This window comes from Serratia sp. CY32780 (assembly GCF_052169135.1).
Taxonomy (GTDB): Bacteria; Pseudomonadota; Gammaproteobacteria; order Enterobacterales; family Enterobacteriaceae; genus Serratia; species Serratia sarumanii.
This window is the reverse complement of record NZ_JBJNLI010000001.1, coordinates 898,492-917,212: the sequence shown is the minus strand read 5'-3', so window position 1 is coordinate 917,212 and position 18,721 is coordinate 898,492. Positions and strand designations below refer to the sequence as shown.

The following is an 18,721-nucleotide window of genomic DNA, read 5'->3' as shown; positions in this document are numbered from 1 at the left end:
GGCAAATCATAAATCGCCCGCCAGGCGATAGCGCAGGTGACCAATGGCTAAATAAAAATCAGCATTTAATGCTAAAAAACCGCCACCGGAGGGCGCCGGCATAGTTGAGGCGACGCAGGCGGCATGGTGGTATAATTGCGGCATCAGGATCAGGATGACTCGCACTATGAAAATTAAATACGCAATCTATTTTTTTACCCTGTGCCTGATGACTTCCTTCTCTCTGTTCATCGTCGATGAGCTGCTCGAAGCCCATACCGACTACCGCGATAACCAACTCAATCTGTACAAAATTGATCGCGCCAAAGAAATCTCCGAAGCCTTTCAGGCTGCCTTGCAGGCGCACCGCCTCAAACGCTTGAGCCTGATCGATCCGCAAATCACCCGAGCACAATGTTTGGCCGCCGATCGGGCGGCGCGCGAAAGAATTACCCGCATCCGCGAACATCTGGACGATGAGGTCGCCAGACAGCTCGGGGTTCGGCAAAAAATCGCCGCGCTGTCGATGATCAGCCTGATGGAACAGCTGCTGGATAATGACAACCTGCAGCTTTCGCAGGTCAATAACACCAACGCTAATCTGTTCAACATCAACAGCGCCTATTACATCTCGCAAACCAGTAAGAGCTATTACCGCTACACCTACGATACCCGGATGGTGGATACCGACTCTTTTATGTTTCTCGAGGCCATCCGCCTTAATAACCGGCTGAATATGTCACTGACGGAATTGAGCGATCAGATTATCGACGTCAACGTCAGACCGCTCATTCGCAAAGACGCCTACCTGAAGTCCATTCAGCTGACCGGCGTACTGAACGCGCTGAGCACCCGATTGATCTTCATGAAGATCAACTACGACGATGGACAAATCACCAACATCGTCAATGCATTGCTCGCCCAGGTTTCCGCTGAGCGCCTCCAACAGATTACCCATGGGCTGTACACCGCTATCGATACCCATCAGCCCTACCCCACCGCGCTTATTTCGCGCTATGTCGACGATGTGAGCGGGCTGTCGCAGGCGCTGTATCAACGCAGCTTCGAACTGGAAACCCTCGCGTCGCGTCACAAGATTTACGACAGCCAGACGACCATTTACGGCATGATTGCACTCGCCGGCCTGGTGGTGTTGCTGTTCATTTTGCCGGCGCTGGTGTTCTGCACCAGCATCAACCGCTGGCTGACCAAGACCCACAACAATATCGTGCGGCTGTCGCGCGGCGAGATAAATATCGATCGCAACGACGCCTTCTACAGCCAGGAATTGATCGCCATCAGCGACGCCATTCAGCAGCTCAGGCAATACCAGTTGGACAAGGTCTCGCTGGAAAGCGAGAAACAACTGCTGATTAAAGAGCTCGAGGCCTCTTCTTTCCTCGATCCGCTTACCAATATTTACAACCGCCGTAAATTCTTCCTTGAATGTCAGCTGCTGGGCGACGGCAGCTACCCGCAGGCCTTTTGCCTGATCGACATCGACAACTTCAAACAGCTCAACGACAGCTATGGCCACGACGTGGGCGACCGGGCGCTGGTGGCATTCGGCCACCTGCTGCAACGCGCGTTCCGCGCCAGCGACATCTTCTGCCGCTACGGCGGCGAAGAGTTCGCGGTGCTGCTGGGCAACTGTTCGTTGGACAACGCGCGGGACATCATGGAGCAATTGCGCGCCCGCACTCATCGCCTGACGCTAAATCTGGCCGATGGACGGCAAGTGCGTTTCACCACCAGCTGCGGCATTGCGCCGGTCAACGCATTCACCGCGCTACAGGCGGCGATCAAACAGGCGGACGAAGCGCTCTATTTTTGCAAAAAGAACGGCAAGGATCGGGTCAGCGTGCTTACCCAGGCCGGCTATATCTGATTCGCTGTTTAAAATAATTAACATTATAATTTTTATGACTAATTAGGCTAAGTCATTCACCTTACAGGCATATCTGGCTTTTTTTCCTCCCCGCCGCTATCAGGCCGCCATAAAGGCACGTTTAATCCTCGACCCGCTTTGGTGATTTATGGTGTGATGCAGCTTCAATAACAGGATAATCCGGGTATACTCCACCCCCACTTTTATGATTATCCGGATTTGGACACGCGCCTGACGAGGATGCTGTAACGCGCTATGACTCAATACGCTTCCCCGATTTTGACATCACTGCTTGATACCGATGCTTATAAGCTTCATATGCAGCAAGCAGTGTTCCATCGCTATCCCGCGATCAGCGTGGCGGCGGAATTCCGCTGCCGCGGCGACGAACTGCTGGGCGAATATGCCGACGAGATCCGCGCGCAGGTGGCGTTGATGAGCCGGCTGGCGCTGACCGACGCCGAATTCGCTTATCTTTCGGGTCTGCCCTTCTTCCGTCAGGATTACCTGAGCTGGCTGCGAACGTTCCGCTACGATCCGCAGCAGGTCACCATAGACAACCGCGACGGCAAGCTGCAAATCCGCATCGCCGGCCCCTGGCGTGAAGTGATCATGTGGGAAGTGCCGTTGCTGGCGGTGATCAGCGAAGTGGTGCACCGTCGGCGCTCTCCGTTGGCGACGCCGGAACAGGCGGTGGCGCATCTGCAAACCAAGCTGGCTCAGTTCAAGACGCTGGCGGGCGATCTGGATCTTTCGCGCTTCAAGCTGATGGACTTCGGCACCCGTCGCCGTTTCTCTCAAGGCGTGCAACAGGCCATCGTCAGCACCTTGCAGACCGAATTCCCGTACCTGTCGGGCACCAGCAATTACGATCTGGCGCATCAGCTCGGCCTGGCGCCGGTCGGCACTCAGGCGCATGAGTGGTTCCAGGCGCATCAGCAAATAAGCCCGGTGCTGGCCAACAGCCAGCGCGCCGCCTTGCAAGCCTGGTTGGATGAATACCCGGATCAGCTTGGCATCGCGCTCACCGACTGTATCACCATGGATGCCTTCCTGCGCGACTTCGGCCCGCAGTTCGCCGAACGTTATCAGGGGCTGCGCCATGATTCGGGCGATCCCGTCGAGTGGGGTGAAAAGGCCATTGCCCATTATCAAAAGCTGGGCATCGATCCGATGAGCAAAACGCTGGTGTTCTCGGACAACCTGGATCTGGAAAAAGCGCTGGCGCTCTATCGCCATTTCTACCAGCGCATCAATCTCGGCTTCGGCATCGGCACGCGCCTGACCTGCGATATTCCCGGCGTCAAACCGCTGAATATCGTGATCAAGCTGGTCGAGTGCAAAGGCAAGCCGGTGGCCAAGCTCTCCGACAGCCCCGGCAAAACCATTTGCCAGGATCAGGCGTTCGTCAGGGCTCTGCGCAAGGCCTTCGATCTGCCGCTGGTGAAGAAAGCCAGCTGAGCCTTCTATATATAGAGAGAAAGCCGGCCCGGTTCAGGCGCCGGCTTTTTTGTTTTATCCCGACCGCCCTCTTTTCAGCCAGCCACGATAAATGTTGCGCCAATCCGATGATTTCTGCTTGTGCTCTGCACCGCGGCAAGTAACATAGCCATTACCCCCATATTCTTGGGTTGTAAGCTATTTCTAAACCAAATTATTAAAGAGAGAAATCTATGAGCGTAGTGCCTGTAGTCGACGTACTGCAAGGTCGTGCTGCGGTTGACAGTGAAGTCACCGTACGCGGCTGGGTACGTACCCGGAGAGATTCAAAAGCTGGTATCTCCTTCCTGGCCGTCTATGACGGTTCCTGCTTTGATCCGTTACAGGCCGTCGTTAATAATTCTCTGCCGAATTATCAGGATGAAGTGCTGCACCTGACCACCGGTTGCTCAGTTGAAGTTACCGGCAAGGTCGTCGCCTCACCGGGCGAAGGCCAGAGCTTTGAGCTGCAGGCCACCGCGATCAACGTGGTCGGCTGGGTCGACGATCCGGATACTTACCCAATGGCGGCCAAACGCCACAGCATCGAATACCTGCGCGAAGTGGCCCACCTGCGCCCGCGCACCAATCTGATCGGCGCCGTGGCGCGCGTGCGTCATACCCTGGCGCAGGCGATCCACCGCTTCTTCCATGAAAATGGTTATTTCTGGGTGTCCACCCCGCTGATCACCGCCTCCGACACCGAAGGCGCCGGCGAAATGTTCCGCGTGTCCACGCTGGATCTGGAAAACCTGCCGCGCACCGACAAGGGCGCCGTCGATTTCAGCCAGGACTTCTTCGGTAAGGAAGCCTTCCTCACCGTTTCCGGCCAGCTGAACGGCGAAACTTACGCCTGTGCGCTGTCCAAGGTATACACCTTCGGCCCAACCTTCCGTGCCGAAAACTCCAACACCAGCCGCCACCTGGCGGAGTTCTGGATGATCGAGCCGGAAGTGGCCTTCGCGACGCTGGACGATGTCGCCGGCCTGGCCGAAAGCATGCTGAAGTATGTGTTCCAGGCGGTGCTGGATGAACGTGCAGACGATCTGAAATTCTTCGCCGAACGCGTGGATAAAGACGCAATCTCTCGTCTGGAGCGCTTCGTCTCTTCCGATTTCGCCCAGGTGGACTACACCGACGCCATTGAGATCCTGCTGGCCTCTGGCCAAACCTTCGAAAACCCGGTTTCCTGGGGCATCGATCTCTCTTCCGAACATGAACGTTATCTGGCGGAGAAACACTTCCAGGCGCCGGTGGTGGTGAAGAACTACCCGAAAGACATCAAAGCGTTCTATATGCGCATGAACGAAGACGGTAAAACCGTCGCGGCCATGGACGTGCTGGCGCCGGGCATCGGTGAAATCATCGGCGGTTCGCAGCGTGAAGAACGCCTCGACATGCTCGATCAACGTCTGGAAGAGATGGGCCTGAATAAAGAAGACTACTGGTGGTATCGCGATCTGCGTCGTTACGGCACCGTGCCGCATTCCGGTTTCGGCCTGGGTTTTGAACGTTTAATCGCCTATGTCACCGGCGTGCAAAACGTGCGCGATGTGATCCCGTTCCCACGCACACCACGTAACGCAAGCTTCTAATTCATACGATCAAACGTTTTTTAAACGATTTCGTTACAAAACAAAGGCCAGCCTCGCTGGCCTTTCGCATTTTTTAATATTGACGCACATCACAAAGTTCCCGAAAAATTACATTTGGTTACACATACTTTCCTTTTGCAACCTGATTGGGACATTGGTATCATTTTCGTCCTAGATTAACCCGCCTGTGAATGGAACACTGCGTTCAGACACAGGACGACACCAATCTATCAACAATAGTTCCCAAAGAATTATTGGCGGCAGTGGCAAAGGTGTCCGAATAACACCAATGAGGGTAATAATGATGAAGCGCAACATTCTTGCAGTGGTTATCCCGGCTCTGTTGGCTGCTGGTGCAGCAAACGCAGCTGAAATCTACAACAAAGACGGCAACAAGCTGGATCTGTACGGCAAAGTTGACGGTCTGCACTACTTCTCCGACGACAAAGGCAATGACGGCGATCAGACCTATGTTCGTTTCGGCTTCAAAGGTGAAACCCAGATTACTGACCAACTGACCGGTTACGGCCAGTGGGAATACAACGTTCAGTCCAACCACGCCGAATCCCAGGGCACCGAAGGCACCAAAACCCGTCTGGGCTTCGCCGGTCTGAAATTCGCTGACTACGGCTCCTTCGACTACGGCCGTAACTACGGCGTACTGTACGACGTGGAAGGCTGGACCGATATGCTGCCAGAGTTCGGTGGCGATACTTACACCTACTCCGACAACTTCATGACCGGCCGTACCAACGGCGTTGCGACCTATCGTAACAACAACTTCTTCGGTCTGGTTGACGGTCTGAACTTCGCTCTGCAATACCAGGGCAAAAACCAGAACGACGGTCGTAACGTTAAGAAACAAAACGGCGACGGCTGGGGTATCTCCTCTACTTATGACATCGGCGAAGGCGTAAGCTTCGGCGCTGCATACGCTTCTTCCAACCGTACCGACGACCAGAAACTGCGTTCCAACGAGCGTGGCGACAAGGCTGACGCATGGACCGTGGGCGCGAAATACGATGCCAACAACGTTTACCTGGCGGCGATGTACGCAGAAACCCGTAACATGACTCCGTTCGGCGGCGGTAACTTCGGTGCAGGCTGTGCAGCTACCGATGACAAGTGCGGTGGCTTCGCGAGCAAAACTCAGAACTTCGAAGTCACTGCTCAGTACCAGTTCGACTTCGGTCTGCGTCCAGAAGTGTCTTACCTGCAGTCTAAAGGCAAGAACCTGAACGTCCCAGGCGTAAGCTCTGACCAGGATCTGGTTAAATATGTTTCTGTTGGTACCACTTACTACTTCAACAAAAACATGTCCACCTACGTTGATTACAAAATCAACCTGCTGGATGACAACGAGTTCACCAAAGCAACCGGCACCGCTACCGACGATATCGTAGCCGTTGGTCTGGTGTACCAGTTCTAAGTTGTCTCGCTTAACGGCGGTTTACCGTCGGCTAAGTTAAAAAACAGGGCTTCGGCCCTGTTTTTATTTGTGTCTCCCGGTAACGTTTTATCCTGCAGATTTCCCCTTCCCCATCATTTTTTCTGTCGAATCCTTCCCGTTCACAAGATCGCGGTGTTTTTATCGCAAACGGTTGGCAAAGCCGATAACTGGCGCTACCCTGATGCTTCTGTCTGCTTAACTCCGAGATTTGGAAGCACCTGACATGTTTGAAAAAATCACAGCCGCACCCGCCGACCCGATCCTGGGCCTGACCGACATTTTCCGCGCCGACGCCCGCCCGAATAAAATCAATTTAGGGATTGGCGTTTATAAAGACGAAACTGGCAAAACGCCGGTGCTGACCAGCGTAAAAAAAGCTGAACAGTATCTGCTGGAAAACGAGACCACCAAAAACTATCTCGGCATTGAAGGCATCCCGGCGTTCGCCAGCTGCACGCAAGAGCTGCTGTTCGGCAAAGAGAGCCCGATCGTTACCGCGCGGCGCGCGCGTACCGCACAGACGCCCGGCGGCACCGGCGGCCTGCGCGTGGCGGCAGACTTTATCGCCAACCAGACCAGCGCCAAGCGCATCTGGATCAGCAACCCAAGCTGGCCAAACCACAAGAACGTCTTTAGCGCCGTAGGCCTGGAAGTGCTGGAGTACGCCTACTACGACGCCGCCAACCACGCGTTGGACTTTGACGGCCTGCTGAACAGCCTGAAACAGGCACAGGCCGGTGATGTGGTGCTGTTCCACGGCTGCTGCCATAACCCGACAGGTATCGATCCAACGGCGGAACAGTGGGCACAGCTGGCTGAGCTTTCCGTCGCCAATGGCTGGCTGCCGCTGTTCGATTTCGCCTACCAGGGCTTCGCCAACGGTCTGGAAGAAGATGCGCAGGGCCTGCGTATTTTCGCCGCCAAACATCAAGAGCTGATCGTTGCCAGCTCCTACTCGAAAAACTTCGGCCTGTACAATGAGCGCGTCGGCGCTTGCACCATTGTGGCTGCCGATGCCGAAACCGCCGATCGCGCCTTCAGCCAGGTGAAAGCGGCCATTCGCGCCAACTACTCCAACCCGCCGTCACACGGCGCGGCGGTTGTCGCCACCATTCTGGGCAACGATGCGCTGCGCGCGATGTGGGAGCAGGAGCTGACCGACATGCGCCAGCGTATTCACCGCATGCGTCAGCTGTTCGTGAACACCCTGCAGGAGAAAGGCGCGCAGCAGGACTTCAGCTTCATCATCCAACAGAACGGCATGTTCTCGTTCAGCGGCCTGACCAAAGAACAGGTGCTGCGTCTGCGCGAAGAGTTCGGCGTCTACGCCGTGAACTCGGGCCGGGTAAACGTGGCCGGCATGACGCCGGACAACATGGCGCCGCTGTGTGAAGCCATCGTCGCCGTGCTCTAAAGGCATCGACGCAGGTCATAAATCGTAAAAAAGGGCGCTCTATGCGCCCTTGATTATTTCTACCGGGAAATAATCGTTACCACACCGCCGGCTCTTCGCGCAGGAACGGGTTGGTCTGGCGCTCGTGGCCGAAGGTCGACATCGGGCCGTGGCCGGGAATAAAGCGCATGTCGTCGCCCAACGGCAGCAGTTTGGTGCGAATAGAGGCGATCAGCGCCTGATGGTCACCGCGCGGGAAGTCGCTGCGCCCCACGCCGCCGTTAAACAGCACGTCGCCCACCAGCGCCAAACGCGCCTGCTCATTGATAAAGACGATGTGGCCCGGCGTGTGCCCAGGGCAATGCAACACCTTGAGCGTCATCTCGCCCACCTGCATCTCATCGCCTTCCGACAGCCAGCGGGTCGGCGTCAGCGGCGCGCACTCTTCCAGCCCAAACATCCGGCTCTGCGCCGGCAAACCGTCCAGCCAAAACGCGTCTTCTTTATCCGGGCCATAGATTGGCACCTGATAATGGTCCGCCAGCTCCGCCGCCGCGCCGACATGATCCAAATGGCCGTGCGTCAGCAAAATCTGGGTGACCGTCACCCCCTGACGCGCGACTTCCGCTTTGATTTTTTCCGCTTCACCGCCGGGATCGACCAACGCCGCCTGCTGCGTGTTTTCACACCAAATCAGACTGCAGTTCTGGCTAAAGGCGGTAACGGGAATAAGATGGTATTTCATAAGGCTCCAATGACAATAACGCCGCTTCCGCAAGGGGCGGCGTTATTCACTGACGGCACAGCGATTACCAGGTCCGAACCGGGCCGGTATCGATGTGTACGAAGTTGCTACGTGGGTAATATCCTACACCACCGGCGCGCATTTTTAACGCCGCTTTGCGGATATTGCTCAATTGGATACCTTCGATGTGGAAATCCATCGCCTGGCCTTTGGTGTGGTAGCTGTGCTTAGCCACGCCGCGGCTATGCGCACGCAGTTCGTTGTTGGTGTCTACGGAACGGTATCCGGAGATCAGCTGCACCGGCTTGCTGGTGCCCAGCAGCCCCTGCAGACGATAGAGGTGATCAAACAAGCGGGGATCGATCGATTTAACCTTGTTGGCGCGATAATCGCGGAACAGATGATTTAGCCGCACCAACTCTTCTTTATTGTAACCTTTGCCGTCAAAGAACTCGGCTTTAATAGATTCACCGGTATTCAGGTTATTCAACACTAAAATACGCGGTCGAGCGGTGGAAATACTGGCAAACGCTTGCCCTGGAAGCAGCGCTATGCCCATAGCGGCGCCACCTAGCGCCAGCCATTTACGGCGGTGATGATCAATTTTGTCCATGACTCTGTTAAACCCGGCAAGAATGTCAAAATAAATGCACAAAGCAGCGCACTGTCCGAACCATAACCGCCTGCGTATGCTGAGTCAACCCGCGATACGCCTAGGTTTACAGGCCCCCGGCTACGAGGGCCTGCGGTATAGCCAAACATTCTGACCGTTATTTATTTATAATTACTGCATTTACTGCATTAATTTTTTGGCCTGAGCCAAAATTTGTGCGCCCGATCGCACCGTATTATCATAATTGTAAATATCTGTACGGAATTGCGGTTGGCCGTCATCCGAAACCCAGGCGGTCAGATAATACAGTTTTACGGGAATACGCTGGCGAATATTCACATAAGTGGTATTCCCTTCTTTCAGCGTGGAAGACACGCGGCTGTTGTTCCAGCCGGCGTCCTGCAGCAGCATATTCGCCAAATCGGAAGCCTTGTTCACCCGCACGCAGCCGGAGCTGAGCGCGCGGATGTCTTTCTGGAACAGGCTGTGGTTCGGGGTATCGTGCAGGTAGATAGCGTCCGAGCTCGGCATATTGAACTTGAAGCGCCCCAGCGAGTTGGTGGCGCCCGGCGCCTGACGCACGCGATACGGGAAGTTGCGCGCAGAGACCATGCTCCAGTCGATCATCGCCGGGTTGATCACTTCCGCATCGTTGCTCCAGCCCGACAGCACGGTATAGCCGTGTTTCTGGAAGTAGTTACCGTCACGCATCGCCTTCGGCACAATGTCCTCACGCACCAGGGTAGTCGGCACGTTCCACGGCGGATTGACCACCACGTTGTTCAACGCGCTGCTCATCAGCGGCGTCTTGCGGCTCGGCCGCCCGACGATAACGCGGGAAGACAGCACCTCATTGCCGTTCTGGTAGTAGGTCAGCGAATAGTTGGGAATGTTCACCATGATGCCGGTGCCGACATGCCCCGGCAGGATCCGCAGGCGCTGGATATTCAGCGCCAGCAGCGCGGCGCGGGTTTTCGGTGACACGTTGAGCCACTCGCGGGTGCGCACGCCGATCACGCCATCCGCCGTCAGCCCTTGCCATTTCTGGAAGCGCTTGACGCCCTCCACCAGTTCGTCGGTATAGAGGTTATCGCTCACCACGCTGCCAATCTGCGGCGGCGTCTGTTCCGCGGTCAGCTCCGTCACCGGCGCTGCCGATGGGCTGACCGTCACGCGGCTTTTCTCTTCGTCTACCGTCAGCCCGCCGTCGTCGGGCTCATTGATCTTCGCCGAGACCACCGCCGGTTCCGGCTCCGCTTCCGGCGCCGCGGCGGCGAGCATACCGGTGCGCGTCAGGATCTCACGCAGCGCCGGAATATCATTGCTCATTTGGCCTGGACGCAGGCTCGGGCCGCTGCCCACCTGCGGCCAGGGACGATTGTCCGCCAGCATGTCGCGCAGCGCCTGATGCATCTTGGCGTATTGCGGATGCTGCGGCGCGAGCGAATTCACGTAGCTCAGAGTACGCGCCTGGCGCACCGCCAGCTGCCATTGGTTGATCACCGCGGTGGGCGGCAAGCCAAGCTTGTAGGGAATATTGCTGTACAGCCAGTTGTTGCCGTTGGCACCGATGGCGGAGACGAACTGCAAATAGCCCAGCATCGCATCGGACAGCACCGCATCGCGGCCCGCTTCACTGAGCGCCGGATCGGTCAACATCTTCACCCATTGGGTGAACTGCGGCTGCACGCCGGACATCGCCAGCTCGGCCAGCTGCTGTTGAAACTGCTGAACGGCTTCGCGATCCTGCCACATCGGCTGCATGTGATTCGCCGCATACAGCGGCGCCAGCGTGGACAGGTAGTGCAAATCCATGCCGCGCGGCAACGCGGCCAGCAGTTCAGAACGGCTCTGCGCAACGGACATGCCTGCTGATGCCACCGGCAACGCCGGGACGGTGGCCGATGCGGAAAACGACGACACAAGACTACAGGCGATAGCGCCACTCAGCGCCAAACGTCGTAGAGAGTTTCCCTTTTTAAGCAACATCCCTTGCCCCCTGTATGCTCACAAAAAAAACGTCAAAAACTGCATATAGTTTCAGTATACAAACAGAAAGGCCGTTTCGCCCTGCGGGCGCCGAATAACTGTTTATGTGATTAAACTAACCGCTTTTCAACGGATAAAAAAGCAGGACTATCATCCACGCGCACAAAAAAATAGCCACCCTGCGGCGGCTATTTTCGGATTTTTAGGGCGTTTTTCTGCCTTACGGCGTTTCAACCGCCGCAGCACCCAGCGCCGGCGGCTCGCCGGCGAAACCGCGCAGCCCCACCACGTGCACATGCTCGTGGTTCTGGAACACCTTACGCACCAGTTTATAGGTGGTGCCCTTCTCCGGGCTGATGTTTTCCGGTGCTGCGATAATCAGCTGCATCTCCAGACGGTCGCACAGCTCGAACAGCGTAGCGATCGACTTGGCATCCAGACGCGCCGCTTCATCGAGGAACAGCAGGCGGCACGGCGAGATGTCTTTGCCGCGCAGGCGACGGGATTCTTCTTCCCAGCTCTGCACCACCATCACCAGGATTGACATCCCGGTACCGATGGCTTCGCCGGTAGACAACGCGCCGCTTTCCGCACGCAGCCAGCCGTCGGAGCCACGGTATACCTCCACTTCCATCTCCAGGTAGTTGCGGTAGTCCAGCAACTCCTCGCCGATGGTCTGTGGCGTGCGCTGCCCCATGTCGATCTGCGGATTCAGGCGTTGATACAGTTTGGCCAACGCTTCGGAGAAGGTCAGGCGGTTGCTGTTGAACAGATCCTGATGCTGTTCCTGCTGCTCGGAGAGCACGTCCAGCAGAGTGGCGTGCGCTTCGCGCACATTGACGTTCAGCCGCACGCTCTTCACCTGGCCGAAGGAAACGGCCTGCAGCCCCTGGTTCAGCATGCGAATGCGGTTCTGTTCGCGCTGAATGGTTTTGCGAATGATGTTGGCCACGCTTTTCGAACTGATCGCCAGCTTCTGCTCGCGCGCGGTCAGCTCTTCGGTCAGACGGCCCAGCTCGATTTCCATCTGTTCGATGGCCTCGACCGGATCGTCGGTGCGGATGATGTCCTGACGGATGCGCTCGCGCAGGTGCTGGTACACCGCGATATAGAACTGAATCTTACGCTCCGGCCGCTTCGGATCTTCCGACAGGCGCAGCACGTCGCGCAGGTGTTCGTTATCCGCCACCGCCAGACGCAGCGCGCCGAGCGCCTTATCCGACATCGAGCGCAGCTCGTCGCCATCCATATACGCCAGCTCGCGGCGGTGCAGGCGGCGTTCCACGCCGTTGTCTTTCACCAGGCGCATCACCGCGCACCAGCCCGCCTTGGCGGTCACCACCTGCTCGCGCAGCTGATGATAATCGCGTTCCAGCTTGCGCAGTTTCTTCTGCAGGCCGTCCATTTCGGCTTCGCAGAAGGTCAGCTGTTTCTCCAGCTGATTGCGGCGAGCGCGGTTGTTGCTCAGCGCCGCATGCAGTTCGTCGCGACGCGCGCGGGCGCGCGCTTCGGCATTGGCGTCGGCCTGCACGCCGATGTCCACCAGCTCCTGGCTCAGCTCTTTCAGCATGTCGCGCTTGGCGTCGTACGAACTTTTCAGCGAAGCCAGCACCTGACTGTACTGGGTGAACTGGGTTTGATACTGGCGCAGTTGCTCACGGGCGCGGGCGCGTTCGGCTTCCGCCTGCTCCAGACGCTGGCGCAGCTTGTCGTTGAGATCGTTGTTGGCGTTCTGCATGCCGGCGGAGTCGGTATAGCTGAAGTGCGCGCGACGCTGCACCACTTCAGTGAGCGCGAACGCCTGCTGTTTCGCCTGACGCTGCACGCTTTGCGCCTGCGCGTAATCCTGCTGCAGCTGTTCATGCTGCTGCGGATCGCTCTGCAGCACCGACAGCAGCGGCTCCAGCTTGGCCAGCGACACGCCGTGCTGCTGAATATGACGCGCGGCGTCCTGCGCTTCTTCCAGCTCTTCGCGCATCTCGTCGACGCGGTCCTGCAACGTTTCATCGTTCAGCAACGACACCAGCGGCATCAGGCGGTTGAGCGCGGAAATACCCTCTTTGGCCTGATCGTACTGCTGACGCTGCTGCTGGTTCTGCGCTTCGTGATTGTTCAGTGCGCGTTCGATTTCGCCACGGCGGGCGTTCAGGCTGCGGATCTCCGCTTCTGGGTCGGCGTCGAACGCCACCGCCAGATGGGTACCGATAAAGCGGCTGAAAGCCTGGTGCGAACGTTGGGTTTTCTGCACGTCGAACGACAGCGTGGCATAGCGCTCCGCCAGCGTTTCACGCTCGGCATGCAGCACTTCCAGGCGGTTTTCGCGCGCCGCACGGCCGAACAGCGGCACTTCCGGGTAGCGGGAATAACGCCACTGGCGATCGGCGATTTTCACCACCACCGCTTTTTCCTGCTCTTCGACGGCGAATACGCTGTCATCGAACGACTGCGGATCCCCTTCGATCAGGTAAAGATCTTCCGGGCAATCTTCCAGCCCTTCCAGCATCTCGCGCACCAGCGACAGATCCGGCACCACGATGGCGTGGCGCGAAGGGCCGTACAGCGCCGAAAAGTAAGGCGCGTCGTCGATGGTGACGTCATCGTAGATTTCCGACAGCAGCACACCGCCGAAACGTTCGGCCAGCGTGACCAGGCGCTGATCTTCCGCGCCGCCCGGCTGGCTGAGACGTTCGATCTGCGCTTCCACTTCACGTTTGCGGGCCGCCACTTCGTCGCGCTCGACGGTGGTTTCACGCTCGCGTTCCAGCAGCTGCTGCATGTATTCGGTCACCTGCTGGCTGTTTTCCAGCGGCTCTCCGCTCTGATCGCTGAGCTGGCTCAGAGCGTCCTGCGCCGCCAGCCACACCGGCGCGCGCGCCGTCAGCTCACGGATGCGCTGCTGGATCTGCTCCAGCTCCTGGCGCATCTCCATGCGGCGCTCGCCAGCTTCGCTGACGTTCTGCGACAGCGCTTCCAGGCGCTCTTCCAGCTCCTGCTGCAGCATGTCAAGATCGTCCGGCTGGTACTCTTGGCCATGGCGTTTGCAAAACTCTTGCAGCAGGCGCTCGGCGTCCTGCTGCGAGCGCAGGCGCTGTTCCAGTTCGCTTAGGCGCAGGCGCAGCGGCTGAACGCGCTCGGCGAGGTGCTGCTGCGAAGGCCAGTCGCGCAGCAATTCGCGCGCGCACTGCCAGGCTTCGCTGCGGCTGACCTGGCCGGCGATTTTACCCACCAACTGATAGGCCTGTTCGAACTGGCCGTGCGCGGCGTCGGCCACGCTCAGCTTCTGTTCCAGCATCAGCAGCGCTTCGGTCGCCTCCTGCTCGCGGGCCTGGAAGGTATCCAGCCACTGTTCGGCGTTATCGGCGGTCAGATCCGGCAGTTGGCACAGCGCGCGTGCGCGCTCCAGCGCCTGCAGCGCCTGCTGATACTGAATGGCACGGGTCTGCTGCACGTCGAGCGCCTGCTGGTAGTCGGCCAGCTGGCTCTTCAGCTCATCCACTTCCAGCTCGGCCGCTTCGGCGCGCGCTTCATTTTCGGCCTGTTGCTCGCTCGCCTCGGCCACCACTTCGTTCTGCTCTTCCAGACGGTAGGTCAGCTCTTCCAGATCGGCTTCATAGCGCTCGATCTTCTCCTGCTGACGCATCGCCGTCTGCACCAGATTCAGGTGGTCGCTGGCGGCCTGGTAATCGGTTTCCAGATCGGATTCGGCACCGCTCTGTTCGCTCAGCTCGCGCGCCATTTCCACATGGCGATACTGTTCGGCGGCCAGCTGCTTGCGGCTGCCCAACAGATCGCTGCGCAGCGCCAGCGCGCCGTCCAGATGGATGCGGCGTTCGTTGGCGTGGCGCATATAGTCCGCCGCCACATAGGAAGTGGCCTCGGAGATCAAATGCTTGAACAGATCGCGATCCGACTGGGTGACGCGGATCGCTTCCAGCGTCATGCGGTTTTCGCGCAGCGCCGCTTCCATATCCTGGAACGCCTTGCGCACGCCGCTGTTTTCCGGCAGCAGGTAATCGCGCAGCGAGCGGGTGATAGCGCTGGAAATACCGCCGTACAGCGACGCTTCAATCAGACGGTAGAATTTGCTGCGATCGGCGGACGAACGCAGGCGTTTCGGGATCACGCCCAGATCGAACATCAGCGAGTGGTAATCGGTGATGGAATTGAACTGCTTGAACTGCACGCCCTCCATCTCTTCCACGCGATCCTTCAGTTCCTGCAACGACAGCACGCGCGCCTGGCGCTCACCCACGGTCTGGGTCAGCAGCTCGGTCGGCTGCACCGCGGTCGGCAGGCCCTGAATGGTGAATGGTTTGATGTCGACCTTGCGATCGCGCCCCGCTACCTGCTGCAGACGCACGCCGACCACCACGCGCTGGTGGCGCGAGTTGACGACGTCGAGGGTGGAGTAGCACACGCCGGCGCGCAGCTTGCCGTGCAGGCCTTTATCGCGCGAACCGCTGGTGGCGCCCGCTTCGGTGGTGTTACGGAAGTGCAGCAGCGTCAGATCGGGGATCAGTGCGGTGACGAAAGCCGCCATGGTGGTGGATTTCCCTGCCCCGTTACCGCCGGACAGCGTGGTCACCAGCTCATCCAGATCAAAGGTGCGGGCAAAGAAGCCGTTCCAGTTAACCAGCGTCAGCGAGCGAAATTTACCGCGTTCAATCATTCCTGTTCATCCTCTGCACCGTCAGGAGCGTTATCAACCTGCTGATCCTCAGCCTCATTCTCATCGTTCAGCGACAGGCTGGTTTCAACCGGCATCGCCTCGCCGTCGCGAATCATGCGCAGCTGCGCTTCACGCGGATCGTCGCCGCTGCGCACGTCGGCGCCGAAGCGGAACACCGCCTCGGTAATGCGGAACTTGCTGCTGTCATTGCCCATGAAGTAGACCATGCCAAGGCGGCGCAGGCGGTTCAGCGAGGTGCGCACCTTTTCGTGCAGCTTCTGCCGATCGAGATCCGAACCGGTGGAGCGCTGATTAACGAACTTCAGCAGCTTGTTCTCATCGGCCAGGCTCAGCAGCTCGTCGTACAGCTCCTGATGGCTGAAAATGCCTTCGTGCGCCAGGCGCTCGGGGCTGAGGTACAGGTAGCACAAGATCTTACCCACCATCATATCCAGCTCGGACAGCACCGAGCGCGGGATCAGCGTGGTAGAGCGCGGGCGCAAATAGAAGAAACCTTCCGGCGCCCGAATCAGCTCGACGCTGTAACGGGTGTAAAATTCTTCCAGCTCATCCTGGAAATCCATTAAAAAGGCATGGTTGTCCAGCTCATCGATACCGATGTGACGACCCGCGCGCAGTTGGCTGTCCAGCGCCGGGAACAGCGAGTTGGACAGTGCCTTGGCCAGCTTGACTGGCATTACTTGTTCAATATTTGTCGATGACATGGGCCTGGACCTTGGCTCCGTAATCATTGATTGCCTGCCATTCCGCCGGCAACCCTGAGAAATCTGCTTCAGCCACACCGAGGCGCACTGCCTGGTCGACCACTAAACGTGCCACGTCGAAATGACGCGCACGCGGATATTGCGCCAGATAATCGCGCATCACCGCTGCAAGGTTGAGCGGCATCTGCTGTTCCTGATACACCTTCAGCGCCTCTTCGATCATCGCCGCCAGCTGTTCGCGAATTTCGCTGAACTCTTCGAACTCCAGATCCGGCGGCAGTTCCCCGGTCACTTCCTCGCTGCGCAACGCCAGTTCTTCGTCGCGCATATCCAGCAGACGATCGGCATTGGCATGGGTCAGCGCCCACGGGTGGTCGAAATAGGTTTGCACCGACTGGCGCAGGCGTTGGGCGAACACGCGGTTTTTATCCATATCGATAGCGGTACGGATAAATTTATGCACGTGGCGATCGTAGCCGATCCACAGGTCAATCGCCTGCTGGCCCCAGCTGATGATGCGATCCAGCTTGCTTTGCAGATCGAACACCAGCTTGTCGACGAAGCCCAGCTCCACGTTGCCGAGGGTGGCGTCCTGGATGCGCAGCAGGTTGGCCTGCAGCTTGTCGCCCGCCGCATCCAGCGTATCCTGCAGCTCGCGCAGGGTGCCCGAGGTTTCAGACAGCAGCATTTCACAGCTGGAGATCGCCGCCCGCCAGTCTTTGCTCAGCAGCGCCGCGATGTCATTTTTCACGCTCTGCTGCTGCTCGTCCATCACGCGTTGGGTCATGTCGATGCTGTCGAAGATTTCCGCCACCGAATATTTCAACGGCGCGAACACGTTGCGGTGCCAATGGAAATCGTCGCCGCCCTCGTCGGCGGCGTCGGCGGCGCGCTTGAGCTCCTGCGCCACGATCGACAGCTGCATCGACAGACGCAGCGTGGAGAATTCGCGTTGGCGAATATAGTAATCGGTAATGCCGATGCCCAGCGGCGTGAGGCGGTAAATCGCGTTACCGTCCGCCAGTTCGCTGGTAAAGCGGTTCAACAGGCGCTGGCGCACCATGTCGTTGATCGCATTGTTGGCGCGCATCGCCACCGTTTCATGCGTCTGTTCAAAACCCTTGCTGACATGGCGAAATGCATCAACCAGCTCACCTTCGCTCATCTCGCCGTCCAGCCGTTCGCCGTTCAGGGTGGCGATGGCGAGCAAAAATGCGAGACGCTCAGTAGGGAGCGAAATAGAGAAATCATTTTTCCGTGCCCAGGCGACCAGTTCGGGTACTGTCTGGGAAAATTCACTCATAGTTCGTCCTTCAGGTTTGGTTTATGCGCCATGACGTGAATATAGCGCCCCAAACTCACGTACGGCTCCTGCCGGCAATAGTGCTGTTCAAGCGCCAGTAACTCTTCAAATTTTTGTGTTTGCAGCTGTCTGCTCTGCAGATAGTCGTGGAACACCCGCACCCCGGTTTTGCCGCTGATGCGCATGCCCAGCTGTTCCAGCCAACCGTAGACCAATAGCGGATCGTGCGGATATTGCGGCGACAGCGAACGCTTGCGGCGCCGCCTGACCTCGGGATCCACCAGTTGGAAATTACCCAACACCACGTTGCGCATCAAGAGGCCGTTGGCGTTGAAAAACATCAGCGACAGCGCGCCGCCCGGCGTCAGGCAGTCATACAACGCCCGCAGCGCCGCTTCGGGCTCGGCAATCCATTCAAGCACTGCATGAAACAATATCAGATCAACCGGCTGTTCCAAATGTTGAGCGATATCCTGCGCAGAACTTTGTACGAATTGCATGTTCTGGCTCACACCTTTCTGCTCCGCCAGCTGCGCGGCGCGCTGGATCATCTCACCAGAAAGATCGCACAACAACACCTGATGTCCTAATTCTGCCAGTTGGCAGGCCATATGGCCTTCACCGCCCCCGGCGTCGAGGATGCGCAGCGGCCGCTGCGGCAACTGCGCCAGCAGCCCGGTCAGATCCTGCCAAACCACCGCCTGGCGGATTTTTCCTTTCGTGGTGCCGTAAATATTACGCGCAAATTTTTCAGCAATATCGTCAAAATTGCGATCCTGCATGGACAACGGCTCCGCTGATCTCATTCTTGTCGGCGGCAAAGAGCACGCCCATTCAAACCTGCTATTTTGGCACAGACTGGCTTAGAATGTATCTTCTTGCGGCCCGTTTAT

General features: G+C 57.9%; 12 protein-coding genes. 5 read left to right on the top strand and 7 right to left on the bottom strand.

The features are described 5' to 3' along the window. The first annotated feature begins 166 nt into the window (after positions 1-166). The 5 genes from ACJ8HH_RS04445 (at position 167) to ACJ8HH_RS04425 (ending at position 7,805) form a co-directional block, all read left to right on the top strand. Positions 167-1,867, top strand: coding sequence for a diguanylate cyclase (locus ACJ8HH_RS04445; RefSeq protein ID WP_197766164.1), 1,701 nt, complete (start codon positions 167-169; stop codon positions 1,865-1,867). Between the two features lie 255 nt (positions 1,868-2,122). Then, positions 2,123-3,328, top strand: coding sequence for a nicotinate phosphoribosyltransferase (pncB, locus tag ACJ8HH_RS04440; protein ID WP_033646591.1), 1,206 nt, complete (start codon positions 2,123-2,125; stop codon positions 3,326-3,328). Between the two features lie 212 nt (positions 3,329-3,540). Beyond that, positions 3,541-4,941 (top strand): asparagine--tRNA ligase, encoded by a 1,401-nt coding sequence (gene asnS, locus ACJ8HH_RS04435; RefSeq protein ID WP_033637870.1) that lies wholly within the window; start codon positions 3,541-3,543, stop codon positions 4,939-4,941. A gap of 301 nt (positions 4,942-5,242) precedes the next feature. Beyond that, positions 5,243-6,370 (top strand): porin OmpC, encoded by a 1,128-nt coding sequence (ompC, locus tag ACJ8HH_RS04430; protein ID WP_039566689.1) that lies wholly within the window; start codon positions 5,243-5,245, stop codon positions 6,368-6,370. Between the two features lie 244 nt (positions 6,371-6,614). Then, positions 6,615-7,805, top strand: a complete 1,191-nt coding sequence (locus tag ACJ8HH_RS04425; protein ID WP_033637868.1) for an amino acid aminotransferase — start codon at positions 6,615-6,617, stop codon at positions 7,803-7,805. A gap of 76 nt (positions 7,806-7,881) precedes the next feature. Here ACJ8HH_RS04425 and ACJ8HH_RS04420 read toward each other — a convergent pair whose 3' ends face one another. The 7 genes from ACJ8HH_RS04420 to cmoM form a co-directional block, all read right to left on the bottom strand. Continuing rightward, the gene (locus ACJ8HH_RS04420; protein WP_033646596.1) at positions 7,882-8,529 is read right to left on the bottom strand and encodes an MBL fold metallo-hydrolase; all 648 of its coding nucleotides are present in this window, start codon (positions 8,527-8,529) and stop codon (positions 7,882-7,884) included. Between the two features lie 64 nt (positions 8,530-8,593). Next, a complete protein-coding gene (locus ACJ8HH_RS04415) occupies positions 8,594-9,142 on the bottom strand; it encodes a YcbK family protein (RefSeq protein ID WP_033637866.1) in 549 nt (182 codons plus the stop codon). Positions 9,143-9,322: 180 nt separating this feature from the next. Beyond that, positions 9,323-11,131, bottom strand: coding sequence for a L,D-transpeptidase (gene ldtD, locus ACJ8HH_RS04410; RefSeq protein WP_049233767.1), 1,809 nt, complete (start codon positions 11,129-11,131; stop codon positions 9,323-9,325). Positions 11,132-11,351: 220 nt separating this feature from the next. After that, complete coding sequence (gene mukB, locus ACJ8HH_RS04405) at positions 11,352-15,800, bottom strand: chromosome partition protein MukB (protein ID WP_060451443.1); 4,449 nt, start codon at positions 15,798-15,800, stop codon at positions 11,352-11,354. Continuing rightward, on the bottom strand, positions 15,797-16,525 hold the full coding sequence (mukE, locus tag ACJ8HH_RS04400; RefSeq protein WP_033637863.1) for a chromosome partition protein MukE: 729 nt from the start codon (positions 16,523-16,525) through the stop codon (positions 15,797-15,799). The genes mukB and mukE overlap by 4 nt, the downstream gene beginning before the upstream one ends. Next, entirely contained in the window at positions 16,506-17,828 is a 1,323-nt protein-coding gene (gene mukF / locus ACJ8HH_RS04395; protein WP_004928228.1) for a chromosome partition protein MukF, read from the bottom strand. The genes mukE and mukF overlap by 20 nt, the downstream gene beginning before the upstream one ends. Then, the gene (gene cmoM, locus ACJ8HH_RS04390; protein WP_033646604.1) at positions 17,825-18,610 is read right to left on the bottom strand and encodes a tRNA uridine 5-oxyacetic acid(34) methyltransferase CmoM; all 786 of its coding nucleotides are present in this window, start codon (positions 18,608-18,610) and stop codon (positions 17,825-17,827) included. Before cmoM ends, mukF begins: the two co-directional genes overlap by 4 nt. Positions 18,611-18,721: the final 111 nt, after the last annotated feature.